Annotated in this window: 15 protein-coding genes; 4 read left to right on the top strand and 11 right to left on the bottom strand. The window is 65.0% G+C overall.

Annotated elements, in window-relative coordinates:
- Positions 1-6: 6 nt before the first annotated feature.
- Positions 7-1,776, bottom strand: a complete 1,770-nt coding sequence (locus FJ430_RS28155; protein WP_140705280.1) for an acyl-CoA dehydrogenase family protein — start codon at positions 1,774-1,776, stop codon at positions 7-9.
- Between the two features lie 558 nt (positions 1,777-2,334).
- On the opposite strand from FJ430_RS28155, the gene FJ430_RS28160 reads away from it, so the two are divergent.
- Positions 2,335-2,571, top strand: coding sequence for a hypothetical protein (locus FJ430_RS28160; RefSeq protein ID WP_140705278.1), 237 nt, complete (start codon positions 2,335-2,337; stop codon positions 2,569-2,571).
- Positions 2,572-2,579: 8 nt separating this feature from the next.
- On the opposite strand, the gene FJ430_RS28165 is transcribed toward FJ430_RS28160, so the two are convergent.
- From FJ430_RS28165 to FJ430_RS28205, 9 genes are all read right to left on the bottom strand, one after another.
- On the bottom strand, positions 2,580-4,187 hold the full coding sequence (locus tag FJ430_RS28165; protein WP_140705276.1) for an FGGY-family carbohydrate kinase: 1,608 nt from the start codon (positions 4,185-4,187) through the stop codon (positions 2,580-2,582).
- Between the two features lie 147 nt (positions 4,188-4,334).
- Positions 4,335-5,063 carry an SDR family oxidoreductase gene (locus FJ430_RS28170; RefSeq protein WP_140705273.1) on the bottom strand — a complete coding sequence of 243 codons (729 nt, stop codon included), beginning with the start codon at positions 5,061-5,063 and terminating at the stop codon, positions 4,335-4,337.
- A 24-nt stretch (positions 5,064-5,087) separates the two neighbouring features.
- Positions 5,088-6,341, bottom strand: coding sequence for a sugar ABC transporter permease (locus FJ430_RS28175; RefSeq protein ID WP_140705271.1), 1,254 nt, complete (start codon positions 6,339-6,341; stop codon positions 5,088-5,090).
- Positions 6,338-7,174: an ATP-binding cassette domain-containing protein gene (locus tag FJ430_RS28180; protein ID WP_140705269.1), complete on the bottom strand. Its 837-nt coding sequence runs from the start codon at positions 7,172-7,174 to the stop codon at positions 6,338-6,340. Before FJ430_RS28180 ends, FJ430_RS28175 begins: the two co-directional genes overlap by 4 nt.
- 67 nt (positions 7,175-7,241) lie before the next feature.
- On the bottom strand, positions 7,242-8,324 hold the full coding sequence (locus FJ430_RS28185; RefSeq protein WP_140659552.1) for a sugar ABC transporter substrate-binding protein: 1,083 nt from the start codon (positions 8,322-8,324) through the stop codon (positions 7,242-7,244).
- 324 nt (positions 8,325-8,648) lie between these two features.
- Entirely contained in the window at positions 8,649-9,533 is an 885-nt protein-coding gene (locus FJ430_RS28190) for an AraC family transcriptional regulator (RefSeq protein WP_140705267.1), read from the bottom strand.
- A 239-nt stretch (positions 9,534-9,772) separates the two neighbouring features.
- On the bottom strand, positions 9,773-10,723 hold the full coding sequence (locus tag FJ430_RS28195; RefSeq protein WP_140705265.1) for an ABC transporter permease: 951 nt from the start codon (positions 10,721-10,723) through the stop codon (positions 9,773-9,775).
- 16 nt (positions 10,724-10,739) lie between these two features.
- Positions 10,740-12,302, bottom strand: coding sequence for a sugar ABC transporter ATP-binding protein (locus tag FJ430_RS28200; RefSeq protein WP_181175354.1), 1,563 nt, complete (start codon positions 12,300-12,302; stop codon positions 10,740-10,742).
- Between the two features lie 66 nt (positions 12,303-12,368).
- The gene (locus tag FJ430_RS28205) at positions 12,369-13,475 is read right to left on the bottom strand and encodes a sugar ABC transporter substrate-binding protein (protein ID WP_140705261.1); all 1,107 of its coding nucleotides are present in this window, start codon (positions 13,473-13,475) and stop codon (positions 12,369-12,371) included.
- 330 nt (positions 13,476-13,805) lie between these two features.
- On the opposite strand from FJ430_RS28205, the gene FJ430_RS28210 reads away from it, so the two are divergent.
- Complete coding sequence (locus FJ430_RS28210; RefSeq protein WP_181175352.1) at positions 13,806-15,008, top strand: SGNH/GDSL hydrolase family protein; 1,203 nt, start codon at positions 13,806-13,808, stop codon at positions 15,006-15,008.
- 45 nt (positions 15,009-15,053) lie between these two features.
- Entirely contained in the window at positions 15,054-16,214 is a 1,161-nt protein-coding gene (locus FJ430_RS28215) for a glycoside hydrolase family 25 protein (RefSeq protein ID WP_140705256.1), read from the top strand.
- A 6-nt stretch (positions 16,215-16,220) separates the two neighbouring features.
- Here the strand turns inward: FJ430_RS28215 and FJ430_RS28220 are convergent, their stop codons facing one another.
- The gene (locus FJ430_RS28220; RefSeq protein ID WP_413467807.1) at positions 16,221-17,258 is read right to left on the bottom strand and encodes an AraC family ligand binding domain-containing protein; all 1,038 of its coding nucleotides are present in this window, start codon (positions 17,256-17,258) and stop codon (positions 16,221-16,223) included.
- A 52-nt stretch (positions 17,259-17,310) separates the two neighbouring features.
- On the opposite strand from FJ430_RS28220, the gene FJ430_RS28225 reads away from it, so the two are divergent.
- A complete protein-coding gene (locus FJ430_RS28225; protein WP_140705254.1) occupies positions 17,311-18,777 on the top strand; it encodes an alpha-glucosidase/alpha-galactosidase in 1,467 nt (488 codons plus the stop codon).
- Positions 18,778-18,792 lie beyond the last annotated feature (15 nt).

An 18,792-nucleotide genomic window follows, 5' to 3' on the forward strand; every position in this document is an offset into this window, starting at 1 on the left:
GGCTATTCAGGCGGAGATTAGCGCCTTGCCGGCTGCAGCGAGGCTTTCGGCGCCGTCGATGACGCGCTCCTTCAGCGCGCGCGTCTCGCCAAGCAGGTTTTCGGCGAAGAAGCGGCAGAGCGCGATGCGGCCACGGTCGGCCAACCCGCCTTGCGCCAGATAGGCGCCGCCGGCGGCGAGCGAGATCAGGCGCAGATAGGGCGTGGCGCCGGCCATGGCGGCGTCCGCCTTGCCGCCGGCAAGCAGTTTCTGCAAGAAGCGGGTCGCTTCGTCGAGATCGGCAAGCGCACGGTCGAGATTGTCTGCGGTGCGGCCGAAACCATCGATGTTGGAGGTGCGCACGGCGTCGGCCACCGCTTTCAATTCGCCGATGTAAGAATGGACGTGCTCACCGCCGCCGAGCGGCAGCTTTCGCGCCACAAGATCGATCGCCTGGATGCCGTTGGTGCCTTCATAGATCGGCGCGATGCGGGCGTCGCGATAAAGCGCCGCGGCACCCGTCTCCTCGATGAAGCCCATGCCGCCATGCACCTGGACGCCAAGCGAGGCGACCTCGACGCCGACATCGGTCGAGAAGGCTTTGGCAAGCGGCGTCAGCAGGTTGGCGCGGTCGCGCCAATTGGCGGCGGCCTCGCCCTCGCCGACGCGCGCTCGGTCGATGGCATGCGCGCAGGAATAGCTGATCGAGCGGGCGATCTGGGTCAGCGCCCGCATGGTGAGCAAACTGCGCTGCACATCGGGATGATGGACGATCGGCGCCATGCCGGAGCCGGAATAGTTCGAGGCCTTGCCCTGGCGGCGCTCATTGGCATAGGCGATCGCCTTCTGCGTGGCGGTCTCGGCCACCGCCACGCCCTGCATGCCGACGGCAAGGCGGGCGTTGTTCATCATCGTGAACATGCAGGCCAGGCCCTTGTTCTCCTCGCCGATCAGCCAGCCGATGGCGCCGGGCTTGGCACCCTGGAAACCGTCGCCATAGATCATGGTGCAGGTCGGCGAGGCATGGATGCCTAGCTTATGCTCGAGGCCGGAACAGAAGACGTCGTTGCGGGCGCCGAGCGAGCCGTCGTCGTTGACGACGAACTTCGGCACCAAAAACAGCGATATGCCGCGCGTTCCGGCCGGCGCGTCGGGCAACCTGGCCAGCACCAGATGCACGATGTTGTCGGTGAAATCGTGCTCGCCATAGGTGATGAAGATCTTCTGGCCGAAGATGCGGTAGGTGCCGTCGCCGACCGACTCGGCACGGCTGCGCAAGGCCGCGAGATCCGAGCCCGCCTGCGGCTCGGTCAGGTTCATCGTGCCCATCCACTCGCCGGAGACGAGTTTTGCGAGGTATTTGGCCTTGAGTTCCTGCGAAGCGTGCTTGTCGAGCGCCTCGACCGCGCCCATGGTGAGCGTCGGGCCGATGCCGAAGGCCATGGCGCCGGAATTCCACATTTCGAGCGCGGCGACGCCGAGCATCGTCGGCAGGCCCTGGCCGCCGAATTCTTCCGGCCCGGACAGCGCGTTCCAGCCGCCGTCGATCCAGCGCCGGTAGAGTTCCTTCCAGCCGGGCGGCGTGGTGACGGCGGTGTCCTTCAGCACCGCGCCATGCTCGTCGCCGATCTTGTAGAGGGGAGCGACCTCCTCGCTGGCGAAGCGCCCGGCCTCGGCCAGGATCGCATCGACCAAGTCCTCGCCAAGATCGCCGAAGGTGCCGGCATCCAGTGCCGGCTTCAGCCCGGCCACCTGCTTCAGCGTGAAGGCGATGTCCTCGACCGGCGCGCGATACATATCTGTTCCTCCTGCGTTCCAGCCAATCCTAGTGCATGGCCGAAGCGAAACCATCCGTCGATCTCGCACCTTCTTTTTACGTAAACGTCAAACTTTGTCACGCGGATTTTGCAAGGGTGGACTTCGTCAACCACGAGCGAGCGACGCCATAGAATGACAACCTGACGAGCGTTCCGGCTAATCACGAACGTGATGGACACTTTTGCCCAACGAAGCGGATCGCGGACCTCAGAGATTAGCCGAAGCGCCCGAACTTCGTCATCCACGGGCAGAGCAAGGAGCGAAGCGACGCGCGCAGACCCGAGGATCCATTCCGTGACCTCGCGCGAGGGATGCAGCGGAGCAGAATTCTGGACCGTAGAAACGCCTCAATGTCACGGAATGGATTCTATGATCTGCGCCCCGTCGCTTCGCTCCTTGCTTCGCCATAGAATGACGAAATCGCGACGGCCAAGGCCAATTTTCAAGGCTGCAATTGCCGCTGAAAATTTCTACGACGAACTGCATCCGGCTGGTATTATCGGCGATTGCAGACCAAAGCGAACCGGACAACCATCCATGCTTGCCAGACCCGACGCCTATCGCTGCATCGAATGCGGCCTGCCTTACCGGGCGCCCGGGTTCTCGTACTATCACGGCATGATCGAGGAAGGCCCCGCCTACTGGACCGATCGCGGCATATTGTGCTCGCCGCAATGCTCGCTCGCGCATCACAAGAAGCGCAAGGCGGAAGGCACGCTGCCGCAGGAGCCGGCGCCCGATCCGTTCGAAGTCCCGTCGCTGTTTAGGCGCTGATCGATTCCTCAGCGTATGCTGCGGCCCACCGCCTGCAGCGCCAGAAAGGCCGCGTAGCGGCGATCGTGCCACGTCCGCATGGCGTCGGCCGCCGGCCTGAAAACATCACCAAGCCGGGACATGGCAGGCATGGCGGTCGAAAGGTCCGCATACCGGCCGGATGCCACCGCTCCGAGCATCGCGGCACCCAGCAGCACCGGCTCGGGCGACTGCGAGGCGGCGACCGGCAAGCCGGCAGCGTCGGCAAGCAGCTGGCGCACAAGCGGCGACTGCCCGGCGCCACCGCTGATGACGATGGTGTCGACGGCAAGACCGGATGAGGCCATCGCCGCCACGATCTGACGCACGCCATAGCCGAGGCCGCAAACCCCGGCGACATAAAGGCCGACGAGACTTTCGACGGAACGGTCGGTGCCGAGCCCGGCGATCAGGCCGCGCGCATCCGGATCGGCCAAGGGCGAACGATTGCCGAGGAATTCGGGTACGACATGGATGCTTCCCGCGAGCGTGGCGGCAGCCGACAGGTCGGGCGAAGCCGCCGTGGCGGCAGCGGCCAGCCAATCGACCAGCGATTTGCCTTCGGCAACGGCACGCGCGGAAGCCTCCGCTGCGGCCGGATGGAAACGCACCAGGAGATCGATCGCCGCGCCGGCCGCCGACTGACCGCCCTCGCTCAGCCAGAATCCCGGCACCATGGCGGAATAATAGGGTCCCCATACGCCCGGCACGAAGGCCGGACCTTCGCTGCTTGCCATGGTGCAGGCCGAGGTGCCGAGCACATAGGCCATGCGTGAGGCGATGGTACCGGCATCGCCGGCAGCGCCCACCGTGCCGACACCACCGGCATGGGCATCGATCAGCCCGGCGGCCACGATTGTGCCCGCAACCAGTCCCAGTTCGGCCGCGGCCGCCTGCGTCAGGCCGCCACCCACCGCCGTGCCGGGATCGACCACTTCGGTGCCGATGCGGGCAAAGCCCTCGTCGGCAAGCTCGCCGAGCCCGACGGCATGGAAATAACTGTCGTCCCAGCGCCGCTCATGGCCGAGATAGGTCCATTTGCAGGCCAGCGTGCAGACCGAGCGGGCAAGGCTGCCCGTGGCGCGCCAGGTCATGTAATCGGCAAGGTCGAAGAAATGCCGCGCTTTCGCAAAGGTATCGGGCAGGTTCTCCTTGAGCCACAAAAGCTTCGGAGTCTCCATCTCCGGCGAAATGACGCCGCCGACATAGTCGAGGACCGGATGCCGCGGGGCGTTGATGCGCCTGGTCTGGTCGAGGGCGCGATGGTCCATCCAGACGATGATGTTTCGATCGCTGTCTCCCGAACGGCCGACCGGCAAGGTCTCGCCATCGTCGCCGACCACCACCAGGGAACAGGTCGCGTCGAAGCCGATGCCGCCGATTTCCCGGGGATCGACGCCCGCCTTCCCGACCGCCTCGCGCACGCTGGCGCACACCGCCTGCCAGATGTCGCGGCTGGATTGCTCGGCGATCTCGCCGGGCTCGGTGAAGAGAGCAATGTCGCGCTTGGCGGAGGCGAGGAGTTCGCCGCGCTCGTCAAAGACGCCGGCGCGCGCGCTGCCGGTGCCGACATCGATGCCGAGGAAATGGGAAGGCATTTGGGGACCTCAGAAATTAGGCAGTAGGCAGTAGGCAGTAGGCAGTAGGCAGTAGGCAGTAGGCAGTAGGCAGTAGGAGATGGTCAGTGTTGAATGGCCGGACGCAAGGGCCTCTTTCCCTATTCCCTACTGCCTAATTCCTACTGCCTACAGATCGTTGCTCTGCGGCAGGATCACCAGATCGCGAATGGTGATGTTTCTCGGGCGCGTGAGCATGAACAGGACGGCGTCCGCGACCTCGGTGGGCTGCATCAGGCCACCGGCCGCCAGCTCGTCCTCTAGCTTCTGCTTTGGCCAGTCGCTGATCAGCGCCGTCACGACCGGCCCTGGCGCGACTGCGCCGACGCGCAGGCCGTGCTTGGCCACCTGCCGGCGCAGCGTGTGGACGAAGGCCTGTATGGCATGCTTGGAGGCCGTGTAGACCGGCTCCCAGACGACAGGCACAAGACCCGCGATCGAACTGGTGACGATGATGTCGCCGGTCTTGCGCCCGACCATGTGCGGCAGCACCGCGTGCACCGAGCGGAACACCGAGTTGATGTTGAGGTTCAGCATGCGGTCCCAGGCATCCGGATCGCCGTTGAGTATCTCGCCGCCGACATAGGAGCCGGCATTGGCGTGGAAAATGTCGAGCTGGCCGGTCTTTTCGAGGATACCGGGCATCATGGTCGCCACGCTGGCCGGGCTGGTGAGGTCGACCACCAGCGGGATCGCGCCGGCGCCGAGCTCGCCGACGACCTCCTTCATCCTGTCCTCCGCCCGGTCGACCAGCACGACGCGGGCGCCGGCGGCAAGCATCGCTCTGGCGCATTCGAGGCCGATGCCCGATGCCGCGCCGGTGACCGCGGCGACTTTTCCCGAAAGATCTTGAGCCATGTGTACCCTTCTCGTTTGAACTGTTCAGGCGCGGCCGTGCGAAGCACGGGAACGGCGCGCGAGGGAGTCGACGATCACGGCGATGGCCAGAACGGCACCGGTGATCATGTAGCGAAGCGACGAGGACAGATCGAGCAGCGTCAGCCCGCTGGCGATCGACTGGATGACGATGATGCCGAGCAGCGCGGAATAGGCGCTGCCGCGGCCGCCGAACAGGCTGGTTCCGCCGATGACCGCGGCCGCGATGGCGTTCAGGTTGACGTCGCCGGTGCCGGCCTGCTGGCTGGCGGAAGCGAGCCGCGCGGCGGCCAGCACGCCGCCCAGCGCGGCGAAAAGCGAGCACAGCGCGAAGGCGCTGAGATAGATGGCGCGCACCTTGATGCCGGCGCGCCGCGCCGCCTCGCGGTTGCCGCCGACGGCGGTCATCGATCGCCCCCACTTGGTCCGGGTGAGCGCATAGTTCGTCGCCACGACGAGGCCGACGAACAGGCCGAACATCCATGGGATGCCGCGCGACTGGTTTAGGTAGGCGACGATCAGCTCGAGGCCGATGGTTATGACGGCGACGCGCAGGATGAGCCCGGCGGCGGACGGCGTCGACAGGTTTGCCGCGCGGCGGCGCGCGAAGGTGCGAAGCCCGCTGACCAACATCGCCAAGCCCGGGATCGCCGCCAGCAAGTGGGAGACCCATTTCGGCATCACCATCAGCTGGCCGAAATCCACCAAAGCGGAGCCATAGGGCAGGTTGATCGAGCCGGTGGAGCCGAGGATGTAGAGCTGCATGCCCAGCACCGCGAGCAGGCCGGCGAGCGTCGAGACGAAGCTCGGCATGCCGAGCCGGTTGAACAAAAGGGCATAGAGCGAGCCGATCAGGGCGCCGAAGGCCAGCGCCGCTAGGATCGCCAGCGCGACCGGCCAGCCCTGGTTGACCCAGAGCGTGCCGACCATCGCTGAAGCGAAGCCGCTGATCGAGCCGACCGAGAGGTCGATCTCGCCGACCATCAGCACGCAGACGATGCCGAGCGCGATGACGCCGACCGTCGAGCAGTCGAACAGCAGATTGACCAGGTTGCTGCTGGAAACGAAGACCGGATTGAGACTGGTGAACACGGTCCAGATGACGACGAGGCCGACGATGACCGGCAGCGAGCCGAGATCGCCGCTGCGCACGCGGTCGAGGAAGGCGCGGACCGCCCCACTGAGGCCTGCCTCATGCTTCACGCGCGCATCGGCGCGGTCGAGCGCCAGCGGGGCGGAGGTGCTTTTCTCTGCCGTCATGGGCGCTGCTCCCCAGCCTGTGCGTTGCCGCTGTGATCGCGCTCCATGCGCAGGCGCTCGGCGCGCCGCGACACCGCGTTGTTGGACGCGCCGGTGATGGCGCTCACCAGGTCCTGGTTCGAGGCATCCGGTTCGAAGACGCCGTTGTTGCGCCCCAGCCTGAGCACCACGATACGGTCGGCGACGGCGCGGACATCCTCCATGTTGTGGCTGATCATCACGACGCCGAGGCCGCGCGCGCGGACGCGGTCGATAAGGTTGAGCACCTCCGCCGTCTGGGCGACGCCAAGTGCGGCGGTCGGCTCGTCGAGCAGGATGAGTTTCGGTTCGAGCAGCAAGGAGCGCGCGATGGCGACGGTCTGGCGCTGGCCGCCGGACAGCGAGGCGACCGCCTCGCGCACGCTCGGAATGCGCGCCGACAATTCGTTGAGCAGCGTCCAGGCGTGCATCTCCATCGCCACCTCGTCCAGCCGCAGCGGGCTGAGCTCGTTGCCAAGGAAAATGTTGGCGACGACGTCGAGGTTCTCGCAGAGCGCGAGATCCTGGAACACCGTGGCGATGCCGAGCGTCAGCGCCGCGCGCGGGTCGGGCAGCGTCACTGCCCTGCCGCGGAAATTGATCGTTCCCGAGCTCGGCTGATGCACGCCCGCGAGGATCTTGACCAGCGTCGACTTTCCGGCGCCGTTGTCGCCGACCAGCGCGACGACCTCGCCGGCATGGACGTCGAAATCGATATCGGTCAGCGCCGAGACGGCGCCGAAATTCTTCGATATGCCGCGCAGGCTGAGCACCAGCTCGCCGACGGAAGCCGATCTTTCGGAACTCTCACTCATGCGCCGCCTTTCGTGACAATCGTTCCCTGGACATCCGGCCGCCGACGGGCGGCCGGATGCCCTATGATCAGTTGGTGATGCCGAGCTTCTTGCAACCCTCGGCATAGCGGTCGACGCAGAGCTCGGCGGCCGTGTTGATCTTCTTGTCGATGATCTCGGCCTTGAGGTTCTCCTGGGTCACCACCGCCGGCGTGAAGAGCTGCGAGGGCGTGTCGTAAAGCGTCATCTCGGCCTTCGGCGTCTCGCCCGACAACAGCTTGACGGCAACGTTGGCCGCAGCCGCGGCGACGATCTCGCTCGGCTTGGAGATGGTGTTGTACTGGTCGCCGGCGATGATCAGCTGCAGGGCGGCGATGGTCGCGTCGTTGCCCGTCACCGGCGGAACCGGATCGACGCCGGCCGCCTTGAAGGCCGCGATCGCGCCGCCGCCGGTGCCGTCATTGGCGGCGACGACGCCGAGGATCTTGGCGCCAAAGCGCGTGATCTGGCCGCTCGCCCACTGCTGTGCCTTCGGCGGCGCCCATTCCGGCGTGTCGAACTCGGCCAGGATCGGATAGCCGCTATTGTCGAGGCCCTCGTGAATGCCCTTCTTGATCAGGCCGGCGGCGGCGTCGGTCGGCGAGCCGTTGATCTGCAGCAGGCCGCCGCCGGCCGGGTCGACCTTCAGAGCCTTGAGGTGCTCGACCAGCGAATCCGCGATGGCCTTGCCGATGCCTTCATTGTTGAAGGACACGTAGAAATCGGCGGGCGCGGTCGGGATCGGCCGGTCATAGGCGATGACCTTGACGCCCTGGCTCTGGGCGAGCTTCACCAGCGAGGCGGCGGCGGTCGAATCCACGGGATCGAGGACGATCGCCTTGGCGCCCTGCGAGATCACAGAATTGAACTGCTGCTGCTGGCGCGCCGCATCGGCATCAGCGTTCTGGTAGATCACCTTGCAGCCCGGGCAGAGCTTCTTCATCTCGGCGACGAAGCCCGGATAGTCGTGCTGCTCGTAGCGGGTCGATGCCTGGTCGGGCATCAGGAAGGCAATCGTGGCGTCGGTGACCGTGTCGGCGAATGCCGCCGTGGTGCCGAGCAGCGAGAGCGCGAACGCGGCCGCGATTGTCGATTTCAAGGCAAACGGCGATTTCCATGCATATCTGGTCATTCGAATGTCTCCGTTTTCAAGCAATGGTTTCACGAGGACCTGCGCGATGGCTGGCGCGTCAGGCCTTAACTGCATGTCGAACTGTTGGAAGGAGTATGATCAGCGGCGGCCAAGGATCGATCCGATCCCCATAAGCCGCGCAAACATCCTCCTGAACGTGCTGGATCTCGGGACAAGCGATTCCCAGCACAGGGTGACCTGCACCCCGCGTCCTTCCTTCCCTGAATGTCTCTTTGTTTGACGCAATTCCGGACGGAGGCTACGGCAAGGTCGCCGCGTTCAACCGCTTCGTAATTGCTCTAAGCTCCTCCCGCTTCCTCCCTGTTAGGCGGCAATCTCCGCGTTGATGTTCTCAGCCAGCAAGGCCCTGAAGCGCGAAGGCGACATGCCTTTCTGCGCCAGGAACTGGCGGTTGAAATTCGAGATGTTGTTGTAGCCGGCGGCGTAGCAGATTTCGGTGATCGACATCTGCGCCTCGCTCATCAGCAGCTGGCAGGCGAGGTTGATGCGCAGCCGGTTGACATACTGCACCAGCGCCATTCCGGTGTGCCGGCGGAAGCTGCGCGAGAAGGCGCTCGGACTGCGCCCGGCGATCTCGGCCAGAGTGCCTTCGCTGAAGGGCTCGGTCAGGTGGCAGTTGATATAGGCGAGCGCCTGGTTGATGCCGGCCGACATGAAGCCGGACGGGTCGGGCAGATAGCCGGCGCTGGCCAGCGTGCGGACGTCGCCGGCGCGGTTCAAGATATCGAGCACGGCCATGAACAGCGACAGGCGGCGCACGCCCTGCGCCTCGGTAAGCTCCGCCAGCAAGGGCGCCGCGAGCTCAGCCGTCGCCGCCGAGAACAGCGCGCCGCGTCGGCTGGTTTCGAGGATGCCGGCGCAGGCGGCAAGTTCGGGCAGCGCGGCGGAAGCCTCGGCGATGAATTCTTCGGAGAACTGCACGACGCGGCCGCGCAGCGGCACGGTCTCGCCCGGCGGCACGTCGCTGACCCAGTTGTGCGGCAGGTTGGGCCCGGTGAGCACCAGATTGCCCGGCTCGAACTCGCCGATGAAGTCGCCGACGAAATAGCGGCCGGTGGTGGCGACGACCAGATGCAGCTCGTATTCAGGATGGAAGTGCCAGCGCACGGTGCGGAAAGGATAGCCGTGGGCCCAGGCCTTGAACGACTCTCCCTGTCTGATCTGGACGACTTCCAGGTCCGGATTCATCTTCATTTCCTCCCCGCGCGGGTCCGGTCTTGTGACCGGTTGCTGCGCTTCGTTGGGCAACCCGTGTATTCCCACTGGCCGCCGCGATTGAAAGCTTAGGCGGCAATTGAAGCGCCTGCCACCACGGCTTGTCCACCCGACCGATACTTTTTTGACGTTTCGGAGCAGATGGAGAACGGCTCACGAACATAAACAGCAACGGATGCGGTGTGCGGCGCGCACCGAGAAACACCCCGCACTCAGACCGATCCCTGCTCCTCGCCACGCACCCGGAAAGCGTCGACGGCAATCGCCAGCAGGATCATCGCGCCGCCAATCATCTGAATGTAATAGGCGGACACGTTGATCAGCTGCAGCCCGGTCTGGATGACCGTGATGAGGAGCGTGCCGCCGAGAATACCGAGCACCCGTCCGCGCCCGCCAAGCAGGGATACGCCGCCGATGACAGGAGCCGCGACCGCGTAGAGCAGGGTCGTGCTGCCCACGGTGACGCTCACGCCGCCGAGATAGGACGCGTAGAGGAAGCCGGCGAGACCGGCAAGGAAGCCTGACGCGGCGAAAGCGCCGAGCCGAGCGCGCCGCACGTTGATGCCGGCCGCATGCGCGGCCCGCCGGTTGCCGCCGGTGGCGTAGAGATTGCGGCCCCAGGCCGAATAGGCAAGCACGATATGCGCCGCCAGATAGATAACGAACAGCGCGACCGGCATGATCGGCCATGTGCCGATCGTCGCGCTGCCGATATAGGCGTATCCTTCATCGGCTATGACCAGCGTGCGGGCCTGCGTGGCGCCGAGCACCGCGCCCTGCAGGAACAGCCCCATGGCCAGCGAGGCGATGAGCGAGTTCATCCGCATGTAGGAGACGAAATAGCCGTTGACGGCGCCAATAAACGTGCCCGTCAGCACGGTCACCGCGACGGCGACGGTCCAGTGCGCGCCGTATTCCTGCATGGCATAGGCGCCGATCATGCCGGAAAAGACGAGATTGCCGACGACCGACAGATCGATTTCGCCGATCAGCAGCGTGAAGGACACGGCCAGCACCAGCACGCCCAGCGTGGTGGCCTGCACCAGCACGTTCTGCAGGTTGCCTTCCGACAGGAAGAACGGATTGAGGACGCCGGCAAGGAGGCTGAAGACGATGATCAGTATCCACACCACATTGTCGAGAAGGAATTTCCTGCCGTTCATGTCGTCCTGCGTCCTGTCATGGTTTTTCCCTCAGGGACCTGGCGTCGGCGATGGCGCCGACCGTCAGGCCCTCGGCCGAAAGCGAGCGTTCGATGCGGCCCTTGGAAAAGACGACCACGCGGTCGACCAGCCGCTGCATCTCGTCGGGATCCTGCGCGATCAGCAGGACCGCGACGCCGCGTTTGGTGGCGTCATCGATGAGGCGATGGATGTGTTCCTTCGCCGCCACGTCGACGCCGATCGTCGGTTCGTCGAGCAGCAGGATCGCCGGATTTCGCTCCAGCAGGCGGCCAAGCAGGATTTTCTGTTGGTTGCCGCCACTGAGCTTGCGGATTTCCTGATCCGGCCCGTCCATCACGACGTCCATTGCCGCGCGCGCCCGGCGCACGCGGCCGAGCATGCCGGAGCGGCTGATCGCCCATCCGGCCTGGCGAGGCCAGTTGCCGAGGCTGAGGTTTTCCGCGATGGACATCGAAGCGACATGCCCTTCGCCGATACGGTCATGCGTCAGATAGGCGATGCCGGCGGCAAGGCTGTGGGCCGGCGAACCGAGCCGGACCGGGCGGCCGTCGACCAGAACGCGGCCGGACATGACCGGGAGGAGCCCGCCGAGCGTGCGCAGCAGCTCTTGCGGGCCCTCGCCAAGCAGCCCGACAAGCCCGACGATTTCACCGCGACCGATGGTGAGATCGACCGGGCCGCCGCCGGGGAAGCACAGATCGTCTATCTTGACGACCGGGGGCTTTGGTGCCGCCGACCTGTCGCGCCGGAATTCCTTCACATCGCTTCCGGTGATCAGCCGCGCCATGCCGTCGGCGGACAGCGATCCTGCGACGCCGCCTGCTGCGACCTTGCCGTCGCGCAGCACGGTGTATTCGCTGCAAAGCTGGCGGACTTCGTCATTGTGATGCGAGATATAGACGAAGGACGTGCCTTGGGCGGTCAGCGCCTCGACCCATCCCATGAGATGCTGGCGCTCGCGCGCCGCAAGCCCCGCCGTCGGTTCGTCGAGGATGATCAGCCTGGCATCGCCGGCCACGGCCTTGATGATGGCGAGCCGCCTGCGGTCGCTGGCATTGAGATCCCCCGCGCGCCGCCGCGAGGGGACGTGCATGGCGTGACTTTCCAGGAGAAGGGCGGCCTGCCGGTGCAGTTTGCCCCAGTCGACCAGGCCGCGGCGGCGCGGTAGGTTCGGCAAAAGCAGGTTCTCGCCGATCGACAGGTCCTCGAAAATCTCGGAGTGCTGCGACAGCAGATACAACCCACGCTTGTTGCGCGCGGTGAGCGACAGCGACGAGACATCCTCGCCGTCGAGCAGGATATTGCCCGCGTCGGCGCGCACGAAGCCGGCGATGACATTGGACAGCGTCGATTTGCCGGCGCCGTTCTTGCCGAGCAGGCCGTGGATCGCGCCCTTGCGTACAGACAGCGACACGCCGTCGAGCGCCGAAACCGGCCCGTATGCCTTGAAGACATTGTCGACGACCAGCACGGGCCGGCCGGACGGCGTCGCCGCAGCAAACGGCCCTTCGCGTGTCCCGCGTGCGCCGTCTGCCGGCTCGCGATCTGACTGCGTCATCGGCCGCCTCCCCATTCCAGGTCAAGGAGGGCGCGGCCGATACCGCGCGCCCTCGCCCGCCGGTTCTCAACCGGCGTTCTGTTCCATCTTCCAGACCTTGGTGACGACGTTGGCCCAGTGGCGCGGATCGTCGGCGTTCTCCTTGGTCAGGAAGTAGGGTGGTATGGTCAGGAGCGGCCCGGACGGGCTGTCGGCGATCGTTCCCTTCTCCCAGAAGTACTTCTTGTTCTCATACGGTCCGGTCGGCACCCGCTGACCCTTGAGCGTGTACTGCTCCAGCAGATCCACGACGATCTCGACATAGGCGATCGGATCCTGGGCGATGTCGGCATCGATCTCGCCGGCCTTGACCCATTCGAGCGCGTTGGGCGAGGCGTCGATGCTGGTCAGGATGATGTGCTTCTCATGACCGACCGGGAAGAGCCGCTTCTGCGTCTCCATGGCCTTGCGGGCATCGACGACGAAGATGTCGGTGGGCATGTGGATGGCGTCGAGGTCGGGGCGCTCGCGCAGTGTGGCGGAGACGACGGCCAAAGCCTCTTCATGCTGGTTGTTCTGCGGCCGCGAGATGATCTCGATGTCCTTGTATTTGGACTGCAAGGTCTCCTCGAAACCCTCCTTGCGGTTGCGCAGGGCGACCGCCGTCAGCGAGCCGTAATTGTTCAGCACGCTGCCCTTGGGCGAACCATATTTCTTGGTCAGCAGTTCGGCCGTCTTTTCGGCCGCCATGACGCCCGACTGACGATTGTCGAAGGTGACCGAAGCGGCGACGGTGCCGCCGGTGAGCGGCGTGTCGACCATGCCGACCGGAACGCCAAGCGACTTGGCCTTCTTCGTAAGCGGGATGAGCAGTTCGGAATCGAGCGCGTCCGAGATGAGGTAGCGCGGCTTCTGCAGCAGCAGGCTGTTCCAGTCGTTCACCTGCGCGTTGGAATCGCCGTTGGCATCCTTGCCGACGAATTGCAGTCCCAGGCTTTCGGCCTTGCGCTTCAACGCCTCCTGCAGGACGACGAAAAAGAAAAAGCCGAGATAGGGCGTTTCCCAGGCCACCACTTTCGAGAGCTCCTGCGCGCCGGCGGAACCGCTTCGGGCCATTACGCCAGCGGCGGCGCCCGCCGCGGCGCTTGCGAGCAAAGCTCGGCGGCTCAGTCTGAAATTCATGATGTTCGACATGGTTATCCTCCCTTCCCAAAGGCAATTGACCGGTCGCGGGTGCGACACGCACCAGCCCGCGAAACCGCTCGCTGGCCGGCAAAGGCTCCTCCACTGCCGGCTGCTACGACGGAAAAGCTAACCAAGCGAAAATGGCGATGCCACCACGCCCCTGACGCGTGACCGATACTTTCTTGTGCTTCGAGCGCGACCGTGATGGCGGCGGTCCTGCGCTGGATGCAGAGGCAAGCCGAGAGCAAGAAAGTACCAGGCAGGCATCGGATTTCTGGTGGTGAAGCCAACCGCGCGTTGCTAGCGTTGCCGCTGCTCGATCCACGAGGAGGCGACGGGATGACCGGACATTGGATGGGAACGTGGGCCGCCAGCCCGATGAATGTCTGGCCGGGCGATGCCGTTCTTTACGGCTTCCACAACCAGACGGTCAGGCAGGTTGTGCGCATCAGCAAGGGTGGCACGCGCTTTTGTGTGCGGCTTTCGAACGAGCATGGCAGCGACCCGATCGACATCGGCGCGGCATCCATCGCCAGGGCCGCCGACGGCGGCAGCATCGAGGGCGGGAGTTTGCGCCGGTTGACCTTCGGCGGCTCGCGCGCAGCCAGGATCTTGCCCGGCGCGCCGCTTTTGAGCGACCCGGTCGAGCTCGCGGCCGGCGACCTCTGTGACGTCGCCGTCAGCCTATATTTCAGCGGTTTCGCGCCGATCCAGACCTATCACTACGAGGCCCAGCAGACCGCCTATATTTCCGATTACGGCGAGTTCGTTCACGCCGAGCGCATGCCCTTGCAGCAGACCTCCACCAGCCGCTATTTCCTGACGGCCGTTCTTGTCGAATGCGAGGCCGACAGCCGCTCGATCGTCTGCTTCGGCGATTCCATAACCGACGGCTTCGGATCGACGGTGGATGCGAACGCCAGATGGCCGGATCGCCTGGCCGAGCGGCTTTCGGCGGCCGGATTGCTTGGCCGTCTCGGCGTTCTCAACCATGGCATCGGCGGCAACCGGGTGACCGCGAGCCGGGCACGCGGCGCGAGCGCGCTCGCTCGTTTCGACCGCGATGTGCTCGGCCTGCCCAATGTCGGCCAGATGGTGCTACTGGAAGGCATCAACGACATCGGCTGGCCGGGAACGATGCTGGCAGGGCCGGCCGAGGCCGTCTCGCTGGAGGATCTGGTCGGCAGCTACCGGCAACTGATCGCGCGCGCCCACATGCGCCGCATCAAAGTCATCCAGGGCACGCTCACGCCCTGTGCCGGCGCGTTCGCGGGCGAGGCCCTGCGCACGTTCCACTCGCCCGAGAAAGAACGGGTGCGCCGCTCCGTCAACGATTGGATAAGAGCCTCCAGTCCCGCCGATGCCGTCATCGATTTCGACCGGGCGCTGGCCGACCCGAAAGACAGCTCCCGCATTCGTCCGGAATTCGACTGCGGTGACGGCCTGCACCCGTCCGATGCCGGCTACAAGGCGATGGCCGATCTCTTCGACCTCGATCTTTTCGGCCCGCCGACGACACAGGCGATCGAAGCACTTCCTTAACCATAGCGGTTCAGGATCGATCCCTGGTCAGTGGGGACACCCTGATTGAAAAAGCCGGCGCGCCCTCTTCGCCGCCTGGCGCTTCTCGCGGCGGCGGTTGCGCTGGGCACGGTGGCACAGGCCTCGGATTTCTCCGAGCCGTGGAAGAATGCCGACCGCCCGCTGGTGATCGACGCCTACGAATACAATTCGATCGACTGGCAGCAACTCGTCACCGACAAGCGCATCGCCGGCTTCATCAACAAGGCGTCCGACGGGCTGCCGCCGCCCTATTTCTGCTTCGGCGCCGAGGCCGATGTCAAACTCTGCAAGGCGCAATGGAAACGCTATGCGGTGACGCGCGAATTGTTCCAGACGCGCAAGGTGGTGGCCAAGGCGCTTGGCCTGAAATGGGGCGCCTATCACCTCGCCCGCCCCGGCAACCCGGTCGAGCAGGCCAACAATTTCATCGATTTCGCCGAGCCGGCGCCGGATGAGCTGATGGCCCTCGACATCGAAGGCATCGATGCCACGCAATGGATGTCGCTGGAGGACGCCGAGGAATTCGTGCGCCAGGTGCATCGCCGCCTCGGCCGCTTCCCGGTGCTCTATGTCAACGGCAAGACCGCCCAGTACATCGCCGAAAATCGCTACCAGTATCGGCTCCTGTCACGGCTGCCGCTGTGGTACGCGCGCTACAAGCCCGACATCGACGTGCATTTCCCGATGGGCAACTGGCAGGGCTACGCGCTGTGGCAATTCTCGGCGCAGGCCAATTGCGGCCGTTTCTCCTGCCCTTACCGCGTGCCGGGCACGCCCCACGACATCGACGTCAACGTCGCGCCGATGAGCGCCGACGAATTGCGCCAGCAGTGGGCCTTCGGCGGCCTGATCGACGTGCCGTCCGATTACCTGGCTTCGATCCCGGTGCCGCTGTCGCGCCAGGCGGCGCTCGCCGGGAAAGCCACCATCACCTATGCCGATGTGGCGACGCCGCCGACCGTCGAGGAGATGGTCGCGGTGCTCGGCGCGCGCTGGGAGAAATTCCGCGGCGGGTTCCGCATGCCGGTGGTGAAGACGGTGCCGACGCGGCCGGGTTTCGGCATCGTGCAATATGTTGCCTGGAAACGGTCCGGGCAGCGCACGCCCGAGCAGATCGCCGCAGCGTTTGCCGCGGCGGCCGACCCGGTGAGCACCGCCTCGACAACGCTTGAGGCCAAGCGCTGATATGCTTCAGCGGTGGTTGCCCAGGCTGGCATACATGCCGGTGGTGCGGAACTGCGTCGGATTGATGCCGTAACAGCGGCGAAAGACCTTGGAGAAGTAGTTCGCGTCCTCGAAGCCGCACAGCACCGCGACTTCCTTGACCGGCAGGAAATCCGCCTTGGTCAGGAGTTTCGCCGCCCGCTGCAGTCGCTGCTGCAGGACGAATTCAGCCGGGGGCAGTCCTTCGCTCTCGGCGAAGCAGCGCGAGAAATGGGCGCGGCTGAGGCCGCTGATTTCGACCAGCTCCGCCACCGGCAGCGGCTTGTCGAGATTGGCGTTGATGTGGTCGATGACCGGCTGCATGGCGCTTTGTTTTTCGGCGAAGGCGTGCGAGCCGAAGACATCGTCGTAGAGCGCCATCGCCGCCTCATAGGCGATCGCCGAGGCGGCGCCGGGCGAAGCCGCACCCTTGATCAGGCGCAGGCTGCAATCGGCAAGGTGATCAATGGTCGCCTGCTGCAGCCGGAGCACCGGGCCTGAGACGCTGAGGATGGACTTGTGGATGCGCAGCGCCTCCTCGCCATTCATCGAGATCCAGAAATATTCCCAGCGGTCGCCCTTGGCCAACCAGTAGCGATGGTTGTGCGGCACCAGAACCAGCAGCGTGTCGTTCGCCTGCAGACGGTAGTTGCGGCTCTCGTAGCGCAATTGGCCGGTGCCGCTGATCGTATGCTGGAGGACCGTGAACGGGGTCTGGCCACGCTTCCTGCCGTCCCAGTCGTAGGTCTCGCCCTCGCGCAGCTCGTAGCCCGTGCTGGTCGGCATGGCATGCAGGCGCTGGCGGCCGCGCGGCAGCGAGATCGTGCGCATCAGCTTTCCGTTGGCGATCAGGTCCTGCAGCACAAAATTACCCTCGAAAGCATAATCCTTCTCTGGCCGCGCCGACGAATAAGCGCATAATCCGGCCCTCAAGACGCGAAAGACCCGCGGTCGAGGAGCGGGCGGGAGGAGAAAAGAGCCGGATTTCCGGCTTTGAGTGGCGGGCGCGCTGTTGCGTGCGGCCATATCCTCCCTTGCTGCTCCTTGCCTAGCATTCGATTGGATCGAGGTGAAGGTGATGAGTTTCAAAATCGCTATTATCGGCGCCGGCAGCGTCGGATTCACCAAGAAGCTGTTCACCGACATCCTGTGCGTGCCGGAATTCAAGGACATCGAATTCGCGCTGACCGATGTCAGCGAGCACAATCTGGCGATGATCAAGGCGATCCTCGACCGGATCGTCGAGGCGAACAGATTGCCGACCAGGGTGACGGCGACCACGAACCGCCGCGAGGCGCTGGAGGGCGCGCGCTACATCATCAGCTGCGTGCGCGTCGGCGGGCTCGAAGCCTATGCCGACGACATTCGCATCCCGCTCAAATATGGCATCGACCAATGCGTCGGCGACACGATCTGCGCCGGCGGCATTCTCTACGGTCAGCGCAACATTCCGGTGATCCTCGACTTCTGCCGGGATATTCGCGAGGTCGCCGATACCAACGCCAAGTTCCTCAACTATGCCAACCCCATGGCCATGAACACATGGGCGGCGATCGAGTACGGCAAGGTCGACACGGTCGGGCTCTGCCACGGCGTCCAGCACGGCGCCGAGCAGATCGCCGAGGTGCTCGGCGCGAAATCGCCCAAGGAGCTCGACTATGTCTGCTCCGGCATCAACCACCAGACCTGGTTCATCGAGCTCAGGCTGAACGGCCGGCCGATCAGCAAGGACGAGCTGGTCGACGCCTTCGAGGCGCATCCGGTCTATTCGAAGCAGGAAAAGCTGCGCATCGATGTGCTGAAGCGCTTCGGCGTCTACTCGACCGAAAGCAACGGGCATCTGTCGGAATATCTGCCCTGGTACCGCAAGCGCCCCGAGGAGATCACGCGCTGGATCGACATGTCCGACTGGATCCATGGCGAGACCGGCGGCTATCTGCGCTACTCTACCGAGACCCGCAACTGGTTCGAAACGGAGTATCCGCAATTCCTCGAAGCGGCGTCGAAGCCGATCGATCCGGCCAACCGCTCCAACGAACACGCCAGCCACATTCTGGAAGCGCTTGAGACCAATCGCGTCTATCGCGGCCATTTCAACGTCAAGAACGACGGCGTGATCACCAACCTGCCACAGGACGCCATCATCGAGTCGCCCGGCTTCGTCGACCGCTTCGGCATCAACATGGCCGCCGGCATCACGCTGCCGGAGGCCTGCGCGGCGACTTGCATGGCCTCGATCAACGTCCAGCGCATGTCGGTGCACGCGGCGATCGCTGGCGACATCGACCTGCTCAAGCTCGCCGTGCTGCACGATCCGCTGGTTGGAGCCGTGTCGACGCCGGAAGAGGTCTGGCAGATGGTGGACGAGATGGTCGTCGCTCAGTCCCAATGGCTGCCGCAATATGCGCATGCCGTTCCGGCGGCAAAGGAGCGGCTTTCGAAATCCAAGGTCAAGACCCGCGAATGGGCGGGCGCGGCGCGCCGCAGCGTCCGCTCGATCGAGGAATTGCGCGCCGAAAAGGCGGCGCTGAAACAGGCCGGCTGAGATCCCGGCAAGCAG

It is taken from the genome of Mesorhizobium sp. B2-8-5, from assembly GCF_006440675.2.
GTDB lineage: Bacteria > Pseudomonadota > Alphaproteobacteria > Rhizobiales > Rhizobiaceae > Mesorhizobium.